The 18,006-nt window shown below is 55.9% G+C and carries 16 protein-coding genes and 2 tRNA genes; 11 read left to right on the forward strand and 7 right to left on the reverse strand.

All coding sequences use genetic code 11. The annotated features are described in order from the left end of the window. Positions 1 to 50: 50 nt before the first annotated feature. The 4 genes from crp (at position 51) to ACE1BR_RS11890 (ending at position 3,743) form a co-directional block, all read left to right on the forward strand. On the forward strand, positions 51 to 689 hold the full coding sequence (crp, locus tag ACE1BR_RS11875; protein ID WP_033135974.1) for a cAMP-activated global transcriptional regulator CRP: 639 nt from the start codon (positions 51 to 53) through the stop codon (positions 687 to 689). Positions 690 to 814: 125 nt separating this feature from the next. Beyond that, positions 815 to 1,615, forward strand: a complete 801-nt coding sequence (locus ACE1BR_RS11880; RefSeq protein ID WP_374870481.1) for a putative RNA methyltransferase — start codon at positions 815 to 817, stop codon at positions 1,613 to 1,615. Positions 1,616 to 1,868: 253 nt separating this feature from the next. Further along, complete coding sequence (locus ACE1BR_RS11885; RefSeq protein WP_374870483.1) at positions 1,869 to 2,933, forward strand: porin; 1,065 nt, start codon at positions 1,869 to 1,871, stop codon at positions 2,931 to 2,933. Positions 2,934 to 3,107: 174 nt separating this feature from the next. Further along, complete coding sequence (locus ACE1BR_RS11890) at positions 3,108 to 3,743, forward strand: murein L,D-transpeptidase catalytic domain family protein (RefSeq protein WP_374870485.1); 636 nt, start codon at positions 3,108 to 3,110, stop codon at positions 3,741 to 3,743. A gap of 62 nt (positions 3,744 to 3,805) precedes the next feature. Here ACE1BR_RS11890 and ACE1BR_RS11895 read toward each other — a convergent pair whose 3' ends face one another. Then, positions 3,806 to 4,237: a universal stress protein gene (locus tag ACE1BR_RS11895; protein ID WP_374870487.1), complete on the reverse strand. Its 432-nt coding sequence runs from the start codon at positions 4,235 to 4,237 to the stop codon at positions 3,806 to 3,808. 193 nt (positions 4,238 to 4,430) lie between these two features. Here ACE1BR_RS11895 and ACE1BR_RS11900 point away from each other — a divergent pair, with 193 nt between their 5' ends. Both ACE1BR_RS11900 and ACE1BR_RS11905 read left to right on the forward strand, forming a co-directional pair. Continuing rightward, positions 4,431 to 5,180 carry a hypothetical protein gene (locus ACE1BR_RS11900; RefSeq protein WP_374870489.1) on the forward strand — a complete coding sequence of 250 codons (750 nt, stop codon included), beginning with the start codon at positions 4,431 to 4,433 and terminating at the stop codon, positions 5,178 to 5,180. Between the two features lie 90 nt (positions 5,181 to 5,270). Then, positions 5,271 to 5,639 (forward strand): FlxA-like family protein, encoded by a 369-nt coding sequence (locus tag ACE1BR_RS11905; RefSeq protein ID WP_374870491.1) that lies wholly within the window; start codon positions 5,271 to 5,273, stop codon positions 5,637 to 5,639. A gap of 22 nt (positions 5,640 to 5,661) precedes the next feature. On the opposite strand, the gene ACE1BR_RS11910 is transcribed toward ACE1BR_RS11905, so the two are convergent. After that, a complete protein-coding gene (locus ACE1BR_RS11910; protein WP_374870493.1) occupies positions 5,662 to 6,114 on the reverse strand; it encodes an RNA methyltransferase in 453 nt (150 codons plus the stop codon). Between the two features lie 192 nt (positions 6,115 to 6,306). Between ACE1BR_RS11910 and ACE1BR_RS11915 the strand changes: the two genes are divergently transcribed. Both ACE1BR_RS11915 and ACE1BR_RS11920 read left to right on the forward strand, forming a co-directional pair. Then, on the forward strand, positions 6,307 to 7,398 hold the full coding sequence (locus tag ACE1BR_RS11915; protein WP_374870495.1) for a PfkB family carbohydrate kinase: 1,092 nt from the start codon (positions 6,307 to 6,309) through the stop codon (positions 7,396 to 7,398). After that, on the forward strand, positions 7,392 to 8,300 hold the full coding sequence (locus tag ACE1BR_RS11920; RefSeq protein ID WP_374870497.1) for a pseudouridine-5'-phosphate glycosidase: 909 nt from the start codon (positions 7,392 to 7,394) through the stop codon (positions 8,298 to 8,300). The genes ACE1BR_RS11915 and ACE1BR_RS11920 overlap by 7 nt, the downstream gene beginning before the upstream one ends. 116 nt (positions 8,301 to 8,416) lie before the next feature. Here the strand turns inward: ACE1BR_RS11920 and ACE1BR_RS11925 are convergent, their stop codons facing one another. Further along, complete coding sequence (locus tag ACE1BR_RS11925) at positions 8,417 to 9,691, reverse strand: alpha/beta fold hydrolase (RefSeq protein WP_374870499.1); 1,275 nt, start codon at positions 9,689 to 9,691, stop codon at positions 8,417 to 8,419. A 263-nt stretch (positions 9,692 to 9,954) separates the two neighbouring features. On the opposite strand from ACE1BR_RS11925, the gene ACE1BR_RS11930 reads away from it, so the two are divergent. Next, entirely contained in the window at positions 9,955 to 10,089 is a 135-nt protein-coding gene (locus ACE1BR_RS11930) for a hypothetical protein (RefSeq protein ID WP_255939454.1), read from the forward strand. A 40-nt stretch (positions 10,090 to 10,129) separates the two neighbouring features. Here the strand turns inward: ACE1BR_RS11930 and ACE1BR_RS11935 are convergent. Together ACE1BR_RS11935 and ACE1BR_RS11940 are read right to left on the reverse strand one after the other, a co-directional pair. Then, positions 10,130 to 10,205, reverse strand: a tRNA-Asn gene (locus ACE1BR_RS11935). 4 nt (positions 10,206 to 10,209) lie between these two features. Next, a tRNA-Phe gene (locus tag ACE1BR_RS11940) sits at positions 10,210 to 10,285 on the reverse strand. 264 nt (positions 10,286 to 10,549) lie between these two features. Here ACE1BR_RS11940 and rraB point away from each other — a divergent pair. Further along, positions 10,550 to 10,885: a ribonuclease E inhibitor RraB gene (rraB, locus tag ACE1BR_RS11945; RefSeq protein ID WP_026034893.1), complete on the forward strand. Its 336-nt coding sequence runs from the start codon at positions 10,550 to 10,552 to the stop codon at positions 10,883 to 10,885. A 63-nt stretch (positions 10,886 to 10,948) separates the two neighbouring features. Here the strand turns inward: rraB and ACE1BR_RS11950 are convergent, their stop codons facing one another. After that, positions 10,949 to 12,904, reverse strand: coding sequence for an EAL domain-containing protein (locus tag ACE1BR_RS11950; RefSeq protein WP_374870521.1), 1,956 nt, complete (start codon positions 12,902 to 12,904; stop codon positions 10,949 to 10,951). 182 nt (positions 12,905 to 13,086) lie between these two features. On the opposite strand from ACE1BR_RS11950, the gene ACE1BR_RS11955 reads away from it, so the two are divergent. After that, complete coding sequence (locus ACE1BR_RS11955; protein ID WP_374870501.1) at positions 13,087 to 13,581, forward strand: hypothetical protein; 495 nt, start codon at positions 13,087 to 13,089, stop codon at positions 13,579 to 13,581. A gap of 67 nt (positions 13,582 to 13,648) precedes the next feature. On the opposite strand, the gene ACE1BR_RS11960 is transcribed toward ACE1BR_RS11955, so the two are convergent. Then, positions 13,649 to 18,006 (reverse strand): choice-of-anchor K domain-containing protein (locus ACE1BR_RS11960; RefSeq protein WP_374870503.1); only part of this gene is annotated, 4,358 nt, incomplete at its 5' end.

Here is an 18,006-nt window from a genome sequence, read left to right on the forward strand (position 1 = left end):
AGCTTGCCCGGACGCACAAGTCCATAAAAAGACACTACAGAGGAATTCTCATGGTTATTGGCAAACCGCAAAGCGATCCCACCCTGGAATGGTTCTTGTCGCACTGCCACATTCATAAGTATCCCGCCAAGAGCACCCTGATCCATGCGGGTGAAAAAGCGGAGACCCTCTACTACATCGTCAAGGGCACTGTGGCCGTCTTGATCAAGGACGATGAGGGCAAAGAGATGATCCTCTCCTATCTCAACCAGGGCGACTTCCTGGGCGAAATGGGGATGTTCGAAGAGAACGAGAATCCGGAGCGCTCCGCCTGGGTTCGCGCCAAGGGTTCCTGCGAAGTCGCAGAGATCTCCTACAAGAAGTTCCGTCAGCTGATCCAGGTCAACCCGGACATTCTGCTGCGTCTCTCTGGCCAGATGGCCAAGCGCCTGCAACACACCAGCCAGAAAGTGGGTAACCTCGCCTTCCTGGATGTGACCGGCCGGATCGCCCAGACCCTGCTGAACCTGGCCAAACAGCCGGATGCCATGACTCACCCTGATGGCATGCAGATCAAGATCACCCGTCAGGAGATCGGCCAGATCGTTGGCTGTTCCCGTGAAACCGTGGGCCGCATCCTCAAGATGCTGGAAGAGCAGGAGCTGATCTCCGCTCACGGCAAGACCATAGTGGTATTCGGCACTCGCTGATAACCCATCCACAGGCCTGACAAAGGCCTCGGGATAAAAAAGGCTGCTACGGCAGCCTTTTTTGATCCTCTCCCCTATAATGCCGAACGCCCTTCCCCGTTCCGGCGTTCGCCAAGAGAGTTCCTATGCATCTTCAATGTCCACGTTGCCGCAGCCCGCTTCATCTGCATGAGGCGTCCAAGGGACGCTATTGCGACAACAAACACCATTTCGATCCGGCACCGGAAGGCTATCTGGATCTTATCCCCGGCAAAAAGAACCCCAAAGACAGCGACAGTCGTGCTCTGATGCGGGCCAAACACCACTTTCTTGAAGCAGGCCACCAACTGCCGCTGGTGGAAGCCATCACGACCATGCTCGCTCCGCTTCCCCCACAAGAGTTGATCCACTTGGGATGCGGTGAAGGCTATTACTGCCGTGCGCTGTCAACGCGACTTCCCGGCTGGCAATTTGCCGGTATCGATATCGCGAAAAACACCATCTTCGCCGCCAACAAGGCACAGCCAGACGCAAGCTTTGTCATCGCCGATCCGACCAGAGCTCCGCTGCAACCCGGTAAGGCCCAGGTATTGCTGGTCAACGATCTCAAGATCAAGAGTGAACAACTGGCCAACTGGCTTGCCCCTGGCGGCTACTTGCTCTATCTGCAGCCAGGTCCACGTCATCAGTGGCAACTCAGGATCAGTCTGAACCCGGTGAGCATGGAACATCCCCTTAGCTGGCCCACTCTGGCAGGGCTGACTGCGCTGGGACAACAACGCTGCCAATTTTCTCTCGCGCTGGATCAATCCATGCGCAGCTTTATTCTGGACACCAGCCGCCTCGGCTGGCGCGCTACCGGCGAACAGCGGCATGCCTTTATCCAGCAAGGTCCGGATGAGCTGGAGCAGGATCTGCTGCTGACCCTGTGGCAAAAACCAGCCTGAGATCTGACAACCGGTGGTCACCTGACAACAGGGTGACCACTAAATGAAAAATTAATTCATTGATTATTAAATAAAAAAATATCCATCTCCCTGCCACACACCATGATGACTATTTTGTCATCAGCCGGTAACCCACCCCTGATTCAGCTCCAGTCAAGGTTAGGCGCTCTACCTTGTCCCCATCGGTTCAATCCCGATCAAACTAACAAAGACCGGAACAGGTCCAAGTGTTTACATCAGAGGAATAAAGCATATGAAGAAGTCTGCACTGACTATTGCCATCTCCAGCCTGCTGCTGGCGAGCGGCGCCCATGCTGCTACCGTTTACAACCAGAACGATACCAAGCTGGATATCGGTGGCCGTGCTCAAGGCATGTACTACGGTACTGACGACAACGGTTCCGAAGGCGATCAGAGCTATTTCCGTGTAAACATGCGCGGTGAGACCAAAATTGCCCCCGAGATGAAAGCATTCGGCTTTGCCGAGTACAACCTGCCGGCCTCCGGCTCCGACAACGATGAGCTGCGTTATGCCTATGCCGGCATCAAGCATGACCGTTTCGGCGCATTCAGTTACGGTCGTCAGGATGGCCTGTTTGGCATCGTGAACGACTACACCGACGTCCTGCCCGAGTGGGGTGGTGACGGCCTGGGCAAAGGCACCGAAGTATTCGGTACCGGCCGTACCAACGGCGTTGCCAAGTACGTGTTCACCCAGAACGGTTTGACCCTGGGTGCCCAGTTCACTGGTAACAATACTGCCCAAAATTCAGATCGTTCACTGACCTCTTGGAAGAAAGGTTCCAAAGAAGGTTTTGCCGTAGCTGCATCCTACGATTTCGCTATGGGCTTGGGTCTGTCTGCTGCTTATAACCAGGCTGGCAAAACTGCAGACCAGGTTAAATTCGCCTCTTTCGGCGCTGACAGCGATGCCAAATTGATGGGCTTCGGTGCCAAATATGCTGTCGGTGACCTCTACCTAGCTGCAACTTATGCTCACGGTGAAGATCACATCTTCGTCAAAAACGGCTATGCCGAGAAGAGCGACGGTTACGAAGCTGTTGCCCAGTACACCATCGGCAAGTTCAAGCCCTCTCTGGCTTACCTGCGCACTGACGTGAAGAATGATACCAACGTCAGCTTCGATGACACCCTGACCGAATACGTCTCTATCGGTGCCTGGTACAACTTCACCGACAACTTCAACGCCTATGTTGATTACAAGGTCAACCTGCTGGATTCCGTTGGTAACTCTACCAGCAAGCTGGGCCAGAACACCGACGACGTAGTGGGTGTTGCCCTGCAGTACAACTTCTAAGAAATTGGAAGTTAGTTATACCCTGTGAAACCAATGTCTACTGTTTGAATTACTTCCGGCCGCTCTGCGGCCGGTTTTTTTATTGCTCCTTTTCAGCACCTTGCATATAACTATCGAGCGGATTGATGGCAATATCCGCACCTTTGGCAGGGAGTGACAAGGAGATATTCACGGATGAGACAAGCGAGCGGGAACATAAACTGGCAACGCGGGTGGCTGCTGTTGCCACTGCTGTTGATATCGCTCATCTGGAGCAGCACGGCAGATGCCAGCTGGGATCAGAGTCTCTATCGTCAGCTGGGTCTGGCGGGTAAACTCGACAAACAGACCTTCCGCCAGGCAATCAACAGTTATCAAACCGTACGCCACAAGCGCAAATCCATTCTCACCATCATTGACTACAGCAAACCATCTACCCAGCGCAGGCTGTTTGTCATCGATATGCAACGCCACAAACTGCTCTATCACACCTGGGTCAGCCATGGCCGCAACTCTGGCGAACTGGCCGCCAACACATTTTCCAACCAGCCGAACTCCATGAAAAGCTCCCTTGGGGTATATCGTACGGCGGAGACATATCTCGGCAAACACGGCTACTCGCTGCGGCTGGATGGCCTTACTCCCGGCCAAAACAGCAATGCCCGCAAGCGGGCTATCGTGGTGCATGGTGCCACCTATGCAAGCCCGAACCATCTGCGCAAATATGACAAATTGGGGCGCAGCTGGGGCTGCCCGGCTCTGCCTCAAGAGCAGGCCAGAGCCATCATAGATACCATCAAAGGGGGGAGCGTCATCTACGCCCACGGTTAGCCAACAGAAGGCCAGCAGTCGCTGGCCTTGTTTATGATGCTTATCGTACCAAACGGGTGACGCTATTGACGCACCACCAGGACCGGGCAAGGCGCATGACGCACCACGGATTCGGCCACACTGCCGACCAGCAGATGGCTGATCCCTGAGCGGCCGTGGCTGCCCATGACGATCAGATCGACTTCATCATCCTTGGCCTGAATAATGATTTCATCTGCCGCCCGGCCAAAGCGGATATCAAAACTGGCAGACATGGGCAGCGTAGCAATCAACTCTTTCAGCTGGGTTCTAGCCTGGCGCTCCATTTCGTGAGTAATTTCCACCGCGGTCATATGCAGGATCTTGTAGCTGTCAAAGCCGTGCAGTTGATCCACGATGTGAACCAGTTTGAGCTGGGCCTGATGGCTCTGCGCCATAAATACGGCATAGTCGAGCACCGCCCGGGACATTTCGGAAAAATCGACAGGACAAAGCAGAGTTTTGATGGATGGCATAATGCAGTCTCCTCTACTGATTTGGGTACTATTTGAATCTTTTCCCAATCATAACAACTCGACTACAAATAACTCTCGACCCTGTCGCAAAATGAGCATCAGATATTTTCTGTACACCGTCACTAACAGTGCCATGGTATAAAGTAGGTAATCAGTTTCTTATTTCTCTACTTGCGAGAGGCCGGTTCTAACCATGCTGCGCATCGGTTGTCTGTTGCTTTGTTGTTTGTTCGGTGCGGTGAACAGCCGCGCAGAATCAATCCAGGTCTATTGCGATGACTGGCCCGGCTTTTGCCAACAGTATGGCAAGGGGGTCTATCTTGATCTCGTTCGCGCTATCTACCAACCCCATGGTTATCAGGTCATCTACCATATCGTACCTTACAAGCGAGCGCTGGCGGTGATTGCTCAGCAAGGAGGGGATATGGCGATGGGGGTTTATCTGGGTGAAGTCGATGGTGTGCAACAGCCCCGCCATCCAGCCTCGGCCGATGACCTGACCGTATTGATGCTCAAACAATGGCAACCACAATGGCAGGGTGAGTCCAGTCTGCAGGGACAATCTGTTCTATGGCAACGTGGCTGGGCCTTTGATAAATATATTCCGGTCACCATGCAGTGGCATGAAGTCGACAGCCATGAAATGGCCCTGCAACTGCTCGGTAAAGGCCGCTATCGCTATTACCTGACCGCCGGCGTACTCTACGCGGCGGATAAAACACCAGCCAACATGTACCGTGCCTTTCTGCGCTGGATCCCGACATATCCCATCTTTGCCGACACTGCACAGGGTCACAGGCTACGGCAACTGTGGGATCAAGAGATGGTCAAGTTGATTAGCCACGGCACCCTGGCTGATATTTATCGACGCAATCAGCTCTATGACTACTATCGCGGTTTTATCGAGGAGCAGGAAAAAAAGGTCCGATCTGATGACCATTAATGCAGTGATAGAGGAAAGAAATTAAGTATCTCGACGCTTGGCCGATAAGGGGTTAATTAATCGAATTAATTAACAATAACGGGAGCCAGCATGCAGATTTCCTTACCCCCCTCAGCCATCGGTCGCAATGAAACGGCAGCCAGTGACAACAATCACTCTGGTGAACCCCAAGGAAAAATTGCGCAATTACAAGCCAAGGCGGCGAAAATTCAAAAACAGATCAGTAACCTGACAAAACCTAATGGGGATGATGCGCCAACGGATAAAGAGTCAGCAAAGCTGCGACAAGAACAGATAAAAGTGCTGCAACAGCAGCTGGCAGTGATCATGGCTGAAATTGCTCGCTTGCAGGCTGACGCAGCCAAGAAAGAGGGATCAGCCAGTAAAGAACAAGAGACACCCGCAGTCACCACATCCAGCAACTTGCCACTGAACAGCACTTTTTCCATTACTGTGTAATTATCCATCGCCACACCACGATTCAGGGCTGTCGATATCCCTTTGCCAGCCGGTCATAGAGGATCACATTGACCGAAGCGGCCAGATTCATACAGCCCTGAGTGGGTACATAGACCACATCTTTCACCGCTCCGTAGCGCGCAGGATCCAGGGTGCCATCCTCTGGCCCGAAGATATAAAACGCCCGCTCGGGGTGAACGTAGTCAGGGAGTGGTGTGGCCCCCTCTATCAGGTCGACCACCACCGGGACACACCCCTGTGGGATAAACGCCAGCAGATCATCCACCCCGAGCAGCGGGATCTTCTCCACCATCTGCTTGGTATCGGTGACAAAGCGGCGCGCCAGCTCGAAACGGTTGCCGGTGTAGTAAACCTCGTCCACGCCGTAGCAACCGGCAGCACGCATCACGGCACCGACATTCTCCGGGGACTTGGGATTAACCAGCCCGACACAGCAGAAGCCTCGCTTTTCCATCATTTCTCCTTATGTTACGGCGGCCATTATAAGCAGCAATGGTGAATGCCGTCGTCCATCACACGCAAACTCGACACAGCCAATCAATAGTGACGATTTTTTGTGCGCAACCAGACATTTTTTATACAAACCGATAGATGAAAAACGTTTTTCAGCAATACTAGACAAACGTTTGTAAATGGATGTTTGTCTATGACTGAGCGTGAACAAGAGATCCTCGCCCTGTTGCGGCAGGACCCCATGATTGCCCAGCAGGATCTGGCCGATCGCCTCGGCATCAGCCGTTCTGCACTGGCCAGCCATATCTCCAGCCTGATCCGGCAGGGATATGTGCAAGGCAGAGGGTATGTACTGCGAGAAGGCCCCTACGTCGTGGTGATCGGGGGCGCCAATATGGATATTTGTGGTACCAGCCACGACAACCTGCTACTTGGCGATTCCAATCCGGGCAAGGTACGCACCTCGGCGGGCGGCGTCGGCCGCAATATCGCTGAAAACCTGGCCCGCCTGGGCAGCGATACCCGGCTGCTGACCGCGGTCGGCAACGACCAGTATGGTCACCATCTATTGGAAGTGAGCCAGCGCGCTGGCGTTGATGTACGCCAGACCCTGGTGCTCGACGGCCATACCACCTCCAGCTACCTCAGCCTGCATGACGGTAGCGGCGAAATGAGCTGCGCCATCAACGATATGGCCATCATCGAGCAGCTCACCCCTGCCCGCCTGACCCCACTCGGCGGCTTCCTCACCGGTGCCAGACTCTGGGTGCTCGATACCAATCTGGCCATTCACACCCTTGACTGGCTGTTCGAGCGGCAGGGGAATCACGCCATCTTTGTCGATACCGTCTCGGTAGCCAAGGTGGAGAAGATCCGCCCCTGGCTCGGCAAGATCCACACCCTCAAACCCAATCGCAGCGAGGCCGAGCAGCTGTGCGGCATGACTATCGCCGGACCCGAAACCTGGCCCATGGCCGCGGCTTGGTTCCACCGAGCCGGGGTCAAGCGGCTGTTCCTCAGTCTAGGTGAACAGGGGATCTTCTACAGCGATGGCGAGCAGCAGGGCCACCTGCCTGTGCTGGGCAGCCCGGTGCTCAACGTCACCGGTGGCGGGGATGCCTTTATGGCCGGCCTTGCCCATGCTTGGCTACAGGAGTTCGACATCGCCCAGACCACCCGCTTTGCCCTGGGCTGCGCCGCCCTCACCGTCAATTGTTCCGATACCGTTTTTTCCGGTCTCAGCAAGACCGCCGTTGACCGCATACTGGAGGAGTACTCATGCTGAACGCTTACCTCGATATCCAACCGGAAGTTGCTGCCGCGCTGGCCGCAGGCAAACCGGTCGTCGCCCTCGAATCCACCATCATCTCCCATGGCATGCCCTATCCGCAGAACGTGGAGACGGCCCGTCAGGTGGAACAGGTGGTGCGCGATAACGGCGCTATCCCGGCCACCATCGCCATCCTCGACGGCCGCCTCAAGGTGGGTCTCGATGCGGGTGCACTGGAAGCGCTCGGCCGGGCAGGCCACAGCGTGACCAAGTGCAGCCGCCGAGACATTCCGTTCGTGCTGGCGCGCAAAGGGATGGGGGCCACCACGGTCGCCTCCACCATGATCATCGCCGCCATGGCGGGGATCCGGATCTTTGCTACCGGTGGCATTGGCGGGGTACATCGTGGCGCACAGGAGAGCTTCGACATCTCCGCCGATCTGCAGGAGCTGGCGCAAACGCCGGTGGCCGTGGTCTGTGCGGGGGCCAAATCGATCCTCGATATCGGGCTGACGCTGGAATATCTGGAGACCCAGGGCGTGCCGGTCATCGGCTATCAAACCGACGAACTGCCCGCCTTCTACACCCGCGAGAGCGGCTTCAAGGTCGATTACCGGCTGGAGAGTCCGGCCGCCATCGCCGAGGCACTGCGTCTCAAGTGGGAGCTGGGGCTGGCTGGTGGCGCCGTGGTGGGCAATCCGATCCCCATGGAGCATGCCATGGCCAAAGCCGATATTGATGCCGCCATTGCCCAGGCACTGGGTGAGGCGGATGCGCAGGGGATCAAGGGCAAGGCTTCAACCCCCTTCCTGCTGGCCCGCGTCTGCGAGTTGACCGGCGGCAATTCGCTGGCGGCCAACATCCAGCTGGTGCTGAACAACGCGGCGCTTGGCGCCCGCATCGCTGCCGCACTCTGATAGCACGCCCTGTGCAAGAGGGAGGCATATTGCCTCCCTCTCCCTTTTGCCTTCATGATGGAGCGCCATGACACTCCATCCTCCCAACCATGATGTGGTTGGTGGCTGACTGATCCTCAGCGATCCCGGTTCAGGGCGATGAGCTTGTCGAGCACCACCTCCCCATCGGCCCGCAAGCCGTTGTGCTCATACTCGTTGGTGATCCAGGCGCGGCTGTTGCCAAGACCGCGCAAGGTCTCGCGGCTATAGTCAAACTCCACGTACATATCCTCGGCGTAGACGGCGCAGGCCACCGGCACCTTGTTGCGGGCCAGCTGGGCCGGATCATAGAGCGGCCCCCAGTCAGCCTTGCTGGCTAACAGATGAGCCGCCTCTTTCAGAGGTAGCAACTCGCGGAACTGCTCGAACATCCAGGGGAAGATCATCTCGCCGGTAAAGGCGAAATCCTTGCCGGGGGCCCAGCTCACCGCAGGAAACTCCCCTCTGACCCGCTCAGCGGCCCAGCGAGTCGCCTCTCCTTCGGCGTAGATAGCTTCGTGCAAGATGGCGAACAGCGGATTGGTATTGAATGGCTGCATACTCTGCACCTGGTAGAGGAAGGCCGGGTTGATCTGCTCTCCGATAAAGGCCTCTTCCAGCAGATAGTAAAGCGCCTCGAAGGCGCCCGTGGCGCCCAGATCCAGCCCTTGCTGCTGGAACTGCTCCACGGTCAGACGCTGACCGTTGGGCAGCCGGACATCGTGCTGGTGCAGATGGTTGGCCAGCCGGTTGGCAATGGCCTGAGCATGAGGGAAACGGGTAAAGAAGGAGCGATTCTTGTCGGCCACCCGCTGATAGGTGGCGCGGTAGACCTCTTCTGCACTGCGGCCAATCGGCGCGATGCCGCCGGTGATATAGACCTCCCGCAGACTGTCGGGGAAGAGCGAGAGGTAGGTCAGGCAGCAGAAGCCGCCAAAGCTCTGGCCCAGCAAGCTCCAGCGATGATTGGGGCTCAGATCCTGCCGGATAAACTCGGCATCCTGCACTATGCTGTCGGCGCGAAAATGGCTGAGGTAGTGCGCCTGCTCGGCTGGCGTCATGGTGGCCATATCGCGGCCGTGAACAGGGCTCGACATGCCGGTGCCACGCTGATCGAGCAGCAGCACTCTGAACTCCTGCAATGCACGCTTGAGCCAACCACTATTGGCCGTGGGACGTGGCGCACCAAAACCTGGCCCCCCTTGCAGGAACAACAACCAGGGCAACTTCTCATCGAGCTTGTCTTTACGGCAGAGAGTGCGGGCAAACAGGGTCAGGCTTTCGCCATCCGGCTCGTCGTGATCGAGAGGGACGGTAAAAAAGTGCGGCTCGCAGTGGATGCCGTCCAGTACGTAGTGCAGTGGGCTGCTCATCTTGACTCTCTCCATGTCGACGTCGGAATAGGTTCAGCCCATCTTAGCCTTGGTCGCCAGCCGGGTCATGCCGCTTTTTGTGAATGTGGAGGCAGGTTCAAATGGTGTAGAAAAGTATTAAATCACCCTGTCGGGAAGAGGGGGATGACTTGCTGAATTATTCTCTTGGCCAGGAGATTGACGCCATGCAGTCATTAAACAAAGATGGCTCGCCTGCACAGGAGTGCAGCCATTCAGGCCGTCAAAATGGATAAGGGAACGTGATGAAACCGAAGTGGATCAGGGCCGGAAAAAGAGAGAAAAAACCATGCCCTGGCAGCATGTTGCAGACCGGAATGCTGCTGTTCAGCGCAACCTGTGGCGCGACGCTCTTTTTAGCCGCCTGCAACGGCAACTAGAAATGAAAAAGCCCGCTCGATTGAGCGGGCTTTTCGAATTTGGCTCCTCCTACTGGACTTGAACCAGTGACATACGGATTAACAGTCCGCCGTTCTACCGACTGAACTAAGGAGGAATTTTGGTGCCCAGAGACGGAATCGAACCGCCGACACGGGGATTTTCAATCCCCTGCTCTACCGACTGAGCTATCTGGGCAACGGCGCGCATTAAACCCTTTCCAGCGCAGCGTGTCAACCAGGATGAGATGATAAAAAGCGTGTTCGCTCAACAACTGAACGCAACGGATGGTTATTGGCCATTTTTGGGTAAAAACCGGCCTCACCATCACCAATCTGTTGTGCCTCAATCACCAAACAGCAGGAAATCTCCTCTTCTCGAGATCTGCCGCATTGAGCCGGATGCACTCTGCGAGTATGCTTTGCCGCAATGATACCGCCTGGAGGCAACATGAGTCTGAATATGCAAGAGTGGCGTGATGAGACCACCGAGATCGTCAACGAGCTGCTGGCCGATGGCAGCAATCCTGATGCGGATTACGACATCGAGCACCACTTCGCCTGCCAGGATTTCGACCGTCTGGAAAAAGCAGCGGTTGACCTGTTCAAGGCCGGTTTTGAAGTGACCGATGCCGAAGAGATGGAGCTGGATGACGGCGCCACCATCTTCTGCTTCGATGCCACTATCGAGTGCAAGCTGAATGTCGAAGCGATCGTGGCTGACATTGCCAAGATGCTGCCCATCCTGGAAAAATACGGGGTGGATTACGATGGTTGGGGCACCTACTTCCAGGATTGATCCTGCCTCCATCGTAAAACAATAAGGCCACAGCAAGGTGGCCTTATTGTTTTTACTACGGCGTCATGCCAGATAACGACTGGCAAATTCACCCGGTGGCAACGGCATGCTGAACAAATACCCCTGCAACCGATCACAACCCGCTTCAGTCAACCACTGCTGCTGCTCAATCGTCTCTACCCCCTCGGCGGTGATACGGATCCCCAGTTCATGGCCCAAACCGATGACTGAACGGACGATGGCAGTAGTTGCCGTGTTATTCACCAGCCCTTGGGTGAAGCTGCGATCCAGCTTGAGGGTCGCGACCTGCAGGCGAGGCAAATACGCCAGCGAGCAGTAACCGGTACCAAAATCGTCGATGGCCAGCTGAAAACCCGCAGCAATCAGGTCGTCGAGATTGGTCTCAATCTCGTCAGCATTCTCCATCAGAACCCCTTCGGTGATCTCCAGCTCCAGCTGACTGGCCTTGAGCCCATGTCGTGCGATACAGGCCGTGACCAGCTCACACAGGGCCGGATCACGAAACTGTAGCGGTGAAAGGTTGATGGAGAGCATCATCTCCGGGCAAGCCGCCTGCCACTGCGCCAGCTGGGCACAGCCCTGCTCCAGCATCAACTGGCCAAGCTGGCCGATCACCCCCATCTCCTCTGCCAGCGGAATGAACTCGTCAGGAGAGATGGTCCCCAACTCGGGATGGGGCCAACGGCAGAGCAACTCGGCACCATGCAAACGATGAGTTCGCGTGCAGATGATGGGCTGATAAACCGCAACCAGCTGAGCCGACTTGATGGCAAGCGGCAACTGGGCTGCGATGAGCTGACGCCGCTGGAGCCGCGCCTGCAACTCGGGATCAAACAAAGTGCAGTACTGCTGCTGCAGCTTGCCCTGAGCCAACGCAGCTTCAGCATGACTGAGCAGCCGCTCGGCATCGCTCGCCCTGCCCTGAGCCAGGCCGAGAAACACCGGGATCTGGATGCGATGCTCTTCCACCTGATAGTGTTCCATCAACTGCTGTTGCAAATGCTGGCTCCATGCTGGTAGCGGCTCGTTGAATTCAGGCAGCAGCAAACTGAAGTCATCGGCAGCAACCCGGCAGAGCAGGGTTCGCGGTGGCACCAGTTGTTGCAGGCGTTTGGCGACCTGATTGAGTAACCGATCGGCAATCCGGATCCCGAAGCGATCGTTGATTTCACGAAAATGGTGCAGATCGACCAGCACCAGAGTGGCATTGCGTGGCCCAAGGTGGCGGCTGGTCTGTAAAAAACGGGACAACTTCAGCAGACCGGTCAGACTATCGTAGTGCTGCTCCTGCTGCAGTTGAGCCTGGGTAGTTCGCAACCCCGTGATATCGCGCCCCAACGTCAATATACCGAGCGAGTGACCATCACCATCAGGCACATCCACCCGGGTGATCTCCATATGCCGCCCCTGCCCTCTGGCATCCAGCAAACAGCACTCGCCATGACTCATCCCTTGAGGCGCAGCTAAACGGTAAGGGATCTGCTGACCCAGCACCTCTTCGGCACCCTGCCCGATAAAATCGAGAAATGCCTGATTACACTCCAACAACACACCATTATGGTCATCGAAACGGATCAGGTCGGGGATGGCATCCAGCAGAAATCGCTGTAGCAACTGCTGCTTTTTGACCGTTTCTTCGAGAGATTTGCGCTGGGCAATCTCGTTGACGATCCCGAACACGGCATATGCCTCACCCTGGCGGTTATACAGCGGCACCTTGTGGATTTCGACCCAACAGGTGTTGCCACCATTGTTGCAGTGCAGTTGCTGATAGATAAGGGGGACCCCACTCGCCAGCAACTGTTCATCCTCACCGCGAAACACATTACCCCAGGGCATGTCGGCATCCGTCTTGCCAACCACCTCGTCAGAAGATCCCAGTTTCGCTTCACGAACAAATATGCGGTTGGCAAACAGATAGCGCCCATGCTTATCCCGACAGAAGATACTCATTGGCAATTGGTCGATGATCTGCTGCAGCAGATCCGAAGTGAGCATGTTGGTCACAGGGGCGCTTATGGAGGAATTTCGAGCAAATCTATGATAGCAAACCGGTTTTGTAAAGCGTCCAAAAAAACCTCTCTCACCCGCCATACCGGATGTTTGCTGACAGCGATTGTCGCTCCGGTGATAATAGGCGCCGGTTGGCCAATGGCCGGATGATATGGACGAGAGAGAAGATGAAAAAGATTATGGGAGGCGCGCTGGCGCTGCTGCTGGTTGGTTGTGCGGGCGACAATAATGGTGGTGAGGCCTATCGCTACAACCCGCCGATTGCCAAAGCGACCAACAACACCCAGGAGATGGCAATTCCAGTGGATCTGGTCTGGGCTCGCGCCGAGAAGTGGTTCACCGATCACGGTCTCAATATCGAGAACAGCCAGCGTGGTTCCGGCCTGATGACCGCCAACGTCGAACACTCCGCCGACGGGCTGGAGTGGCTGGATTGCGGCACCATGGGCGCCAAAGTCGCACTGGGCAACCCCAATCTGCAGATCAACCTGATCATCACCCAGAGCGGCAACAGCAGCGTGGCAACCGTCAACGTCAAGGGCAACACAGAACTGTTCTTTGTTGAATCCTCAGGTGAGCGGGTTCCAGCCCCTTCTATCAAGCCGGTATGCGTCTCCCGCGGTTCTCTGGAACAGAGTCTGTTCGCCACCCTAGGCAACTGATTTATCTTCGCTTCAAAATAAAAAAGCGGCAGATTGCTCTGCCGCTTTTTCTTGCCCAAAACCGGGCTTATTTGTCGATGTCGAGCATATTGTTGTTCAGCATGTAATCGATCACCTGGTTTGCCGTTGTCCCTGACCCCCCAGTCAAACTGTCGAAGGTATGGTTCATCAGCACGATCTCTTGAGTGATGGGCGCAGCTGAGCCCTCTTTGACTTGCAAGTGCACGCCTTCGTTATCCTGGAATACCGAGAGCAGGCTCTTCAGATCGTTCTGGTTGCGAGACCCATCGTGATCCAGCAAATCGCTCAGATCCAGCTTGTCGCCTTCCGAAAGATTGACTGTACCCGACCCCTTGTTGAAGTCCATGATGTAATCCTTGGTCAGAGAGCCGGATACGGTATCCCCCTTGTTCCAGACAAAAGTATCTGCACCGCCGTCACCACGCATCACATCGTTGCCGAGCCCGCCGATCAGGATATCGCTCCCCAGACCGCCACGCAGCGCATCGTTGTGACTGCCGCCATCGATATAGTCGTCACCGGTACCACCAAACAGGATGTCGGAACCAGACTGCCCGTAGATCTTGTCATTGCCGCTACCACCATTGACCACATCCGCTTGCCGGCTACTGACATCAACACTCAGCAACAGACCGTCGCCATCGAGCATGGCATCAGTGCCAGACAAGCTGCCTGTCATGATGTGGTGAGCCTTGAGCTGAGCTACCGTCAGTTGCAGTGAATCATCGGTACCGAATCCATCTGCTCCGGTTTTGCCTGCATAGATCACATCGTTGCCGCTGCCAGTTTCGATATGGTCATTGCCTGCCCCCCCACTGACTACCTGATCGGCACTCCCTTTGTTGTAGCTGATACCGGTATGCACATGGTCTGTACCGCCGTTACTGGTGGTGACCTCGCCCAGCAGATTCCCACCAAAGGCAACATCCAGGCGATCAGGGTTAGCCGCATTTTCGCCATTGCGCACAACGATAGTGTCGTTGAGGTCGGTACCATCTACCGTCAGAGGCAGATGAACCGGAACCCCGTTGCTGTCCACCGGATTGACGCTGATGGTCAGAGTACTGTTGGTAGTGTCGCCATCGCCATCCCGCACGCTGTAGCTGAACACCTCGCGTGCATCAGCCGGGATTTGGCTGCCATTCTTGGTGACCTGATAGGTATAGGCACCGTTGGCCAGAATGGTCAGTACCCCGTACAGACCAACTACCTGGATACCCGCACCATTGGTATAGGTGGTCGAGCTGCTGCCGACTCCGTAGCCAATGACACTCAGACCACCATCAGCACCAGCAAGATCGTTGGCCAGCACATTGCCTGTGGTCTGTGGCAGCTGATAACCAGAACCCTCCACCAACTTGACGATCAGATCGAAGCTGCTGCTGGCATTTTCGTTGGTGTAGATAGTCTTCACCACATTGCCGCCGGTATCGCGGAAGCCCAGCACCTCGAGACTGTAGACCTTGCCTTCAAAGTTGAAGCTCGCGGTCGCAGTGCCGATGGTGATGATATCTCGCGGATCGGCCCCATCGTTTGGCGTTTCGTTGTGATTGAAGTTGATGGTGACAGTCACGGGAGTCACTCTCCCCATGGCATCAGTCACCGAGAACGTCGCCTTCATGGTTACAGCACTAATCGATGTACCGGAAGAGATCGGATAGTTGTAGTGGGTAAAGGTACCCAACTTGATCTCTTCATTGAGCGGAATCTGTCCATTCAGCGCAGCATCGTTGTCAGCGAATCCGTAGCCGGACTTATTACCGCTCGAGCCCCCCCAGCGGATCTGATCATTGGCCAAGTCGTTATCTGGACCATCGAAATACTCCAGATTCTTACCACCAACAACATTGATCCAGGACGCTTCAACACCGGAGAACTGGAACGAATCTACCACCACGTTAAGCGTGGCATCATCGACCACAGCAACCGGCACATCATCACGCACGGCAACATCGAAAGAGCCGGTAGCAGTGTCGGAACCAGCTTTGCTCACCTCGTAGTTCACAGTGAGACGCAACTCATCCTGACTGCTCAATACGCTGCTTTGACCATCCACAAGGTGGCTGAGCGGCTTGATCAGGGTGAAGGTATAGCTCGGCGGATTAGCGCTGTTGTCTACCGTTACGGTAAAGGCCACATTGGCCGGGTTGGTCCCGAAGTAACCTTTAAGACCCGCACCATCCTGCACCACATTCACGGGCTGCCCATCAATCCCGGTAATGCCGCTCAAGCCGGTAATGCTGACCAACTTGAGCTGAACGCCGGATACATTGCTACCATTGCCATCAGTAACCTGCAGCGATTGGGTAACCGAGAGCGGGCCGCTGGTCGGCGCCCCGACAGGCTCGGGCAAGCCGGCGTTGCCACCAGACAAACCATCCTCATCGACCAGACCGCCACCGAGCTGCACCGAGAGATCATTGTCGACTATGGTGCCGGTACCGGAAACGCCACCCACCGAGATCGCCAGCGTTTCGGTGAACTCGGGCAACGTGTCGTTTACCGTATTCAGCGATACAGTGAAACTCGATACTCCGGCAGGCACGGTTATCTTGCCGGTGGTGCTGTTGTAGGTCACCCCGTTGGTAAACTGCAAAGCTCCCCAATCAGTACTGCTGGCAGCATGAGCACCACTGCCAGCAATGGAGAGGCTGTACTCGGTCGCCACATTTGTCGCTCCGGTCAGGGTCACTAAATGTTGCAGAGCCCCCCCCTCAGTGGCGCTGGCATTCGATACACCCATTACATCGGGACGAACCAGCGGATTGACCGCAAAGCTGCCTTGCGAGCCATCACCGTCGCGATCGTAGGCTTTGAATGCAAAGTCAATGTCACCGTCAGCAGGGCGCTGCATCTCGGCATACTGGAAGAACTCCCATTTACCTGTTGCAGGCGTGAACTCCATCTTGAAGATCAGACTGCCATTGCTGTCCTTGCCAAGCAGGGTATTAGCCCCATCGGCGGTGATCGCGATAGCCAGACCGGCGACTGTCTTGAGGCCGGATTCGACCGTACCGGTGACCAGTTCGAAACGTCCTTTGCCATCAGCCCCCCACTGCGGATCGAGCGTGCCCGAACCATAGGCAATCGCCTGCGGGGTAGAGGAACCAAGGAACTCGATAGACTTGACAGTAAAGTCACTGTTGTCACCCCAGCTGGCCGACTTGCCGTTATCCGTCGCCTTGATCACCATGGTGTCAAAACCGCCCTGCTGAACCTGGAAGTTGGCAGCATAATCACCATTGGCAGCATTCGAGCTGAATGTCTGTGTTGCAACCAGTTTACCGTCGCGCCAGAACTCGACCACACCGCTCTCGAGTTCTCCACCATAGATCTTGCTGAACTCAATCTTGGCACCATATGCCACAGTGCCCGCATCCAGCTTGATCACCAACTCCTCGGATACACTCGAACCATCAGCAAATTTGCGGAAATCGATCTCATTATCAATGTTGTGATAAGGCGCACTCGTGCTCTTGACGCCTAGCCCGTCAACGGAGGCATTGACCTTGGCATCAACGAGTTTGGAGGAAATTGAAGACTCAAATCCCCGTGCCGTGATAGTGAATTTGCCCGCATCAATGCTGCCGCTATCCCCGACATACCCGGTCAGGCTGAACTTGCCGGTCAACACATCTGGGATGCTGGTTTTCACCAGAGAGACTGCCGCCATGTCACCAGCTACGGGGGAGTCGTCCTCGACCGTGATGGGCAGACTGCCGGTAGTGGTGGTCTTGCCATCCGATACAGTTACACCGATCTGGAAGTTGAGTACGTCTTCACTCCCCTTCACCGGATGATCAAGCGGAGCCTTGAGGGTCACATCATAGCTCCAGTCACCCTTGGTGCTACCAGTAGGAGCGGTCAACTTGACATCAATGACCGCCTTGTAGTCGGCACCGCCCTGCGTGCCGGTATAACCAGTCAACACCTTGGTAGCTGCATCCCAGCTCCACTGAACCGCAGCACCACCGGAAGTCAGACCCGCCGGCCCATTCAGGCTGATGGTGAGCATATCCTGGCTATCAACGTCGCCGACTGTAATCTTGCCGCTGGCAGTCACGTTATCAGTAGTGTCACTGTTGCCTGTCTTATCGGCAATACCGCCAGCAAGCCCCTCCTCGGAGACCACAACACCAGTGTCAATGATTAGAGTAGGCAGGTCGTTCACCGGGGTCACGGTGATGCTCAGGGTCGAGCTGTCGGTCGGACCCGAGCCGTCGGTCAGCACATAGGTGACCACCGGCACCGCGCCGTTGTAGTTGGCGGCCGGGGTGAAGCTGTACGCCCCGTTCGCCGCCAGGCTGAAGCTGCCCACGCCGGCAATGGTGTACACCTGACCCAGCACAAATGGACCAGTCTGACCCGCGATGCTGAAGCTCTGCACCGTCACCGGACCATCGA

This window comes from Aeromonas sp. MdU4 (assembly GCF_041929505.1).
Taxonomy (GTDB): domain Bacteria; phylum Pseudomonadota; class Gammaproteobacteria; order Enterobacterales; family Aeromonadaceae; genus Aeromonas.

Excerpts from the sequence above, each read along its gene's own strand:
- ACE1BR_RS11920 (WP_374870497.1), top strand. The coding sequence starts at position 7,392 with ATGCTGAACGCTTACCTCGATATCCAACCGGAAGTTGCTGCCGCGCTG.
- ACE1BR_RS11930 (WP_255939454.1), top strand. The coding sequence starts at position 9,955 with ATGAAACCGAAGTGGATCAGGGCCGGAAAAAGAGAGAAAAAACCATGC.
- ACE1BR_RS11910 (WP_374870493.1), bottom strand. The coding sequence starts at position 6,114 with ATGGAAAAGCGAGGCTTCTGCTGTGTCGGGCTGGTTAATCCCAAGTCC.
- ACE1BR_RS11950 (WP_374870521.1), bottom strand. The coding sequence starts at position 12,904 with ATGCTCACTTCGGATCTGCTGCAGCAGATCATCGACCAATTGCCAATG.
- ACE1BR_RS11885 (WP_374870483.1), top strand. The coding sequence starts at position 1,869 with ATGAAGAAGTCTGCACTGACTATTGCCATCTCCAGCCTGCTGCTGGCG.
- crp (WP_033135974.1), top strand. The coding sequence starts at position 51 with ATGGTTATTGGCAAACCGCAAAGCGATCCCACCCTGGAATGGTTCTTG.
- ACE1BR_RS11905 (WP_374870491.1), top strand. The coding sequence starts at position 5,271 with ATGCAGATTTCCTTACCCCCCTCAGCCATCGGTCGCAATGAAACGGCA.
- ACE1BR_RS11915 (WP_374870495.1), top strand. The coding sequence starts at position 6,307 with ATGACTGAGCGTGAACAAGAGATCCTCGCCCTGTTGCGGCAGGACCCC.
- ACE1BR_RS11900 (WP_374870489.1), top strand. The coding sequence starts at position 4,431 with ATGCTGCGCATCGGTTGTCTGTTGCTTTGTTGTTTGTTCGGTGCGGTG.
- rraB (WP_026034893.1), top strand. The coding sequence starts at position 10,550 with ATGCAAGAGTGGCGTGATGAGACCACCGAGATCGTCAACGAGCTGCTG.
- ACE1BR_RS11880 (WP_374870481.1), top strand. The coding sequence starts at position 815 with ATGCATCTTCAATGTCCACGTTGCCGCAGCCCGCTTCATCTGCATGAG.
- ACE1BR_RS11955 (WP_374870501.1), top strand. The coding sequence starts at position 13,087 with ATGAAAAAGATTATGGGAGGCGCGCTGGCGCTGCTGCTGGTTGGTTGT.
- ACE1BR_RS11925 (WP_374870499.1), bottom strand. The coding sequence starts at position 9,691 with ATGAGCAGCCCACTGCACTACGTACTGGACGGCATCCACTGCGAGCCG.
- ACE1BR_RS11895 (WP_374870487.1), bottom strand. The coding sequence starts at position 4,237 with ATGCCATCCATCAAAACTCTGCTTTGTCCTGTCGATTTTTCCGAAATG.
- ACE1BR_RS11890 (WP_374870485.1), top strand. The coding sequence starts at position 3,108 with ATGAGACAAGCGAGCGGGAACATAAACTGGCAACGCGGGTGGCTGCTG.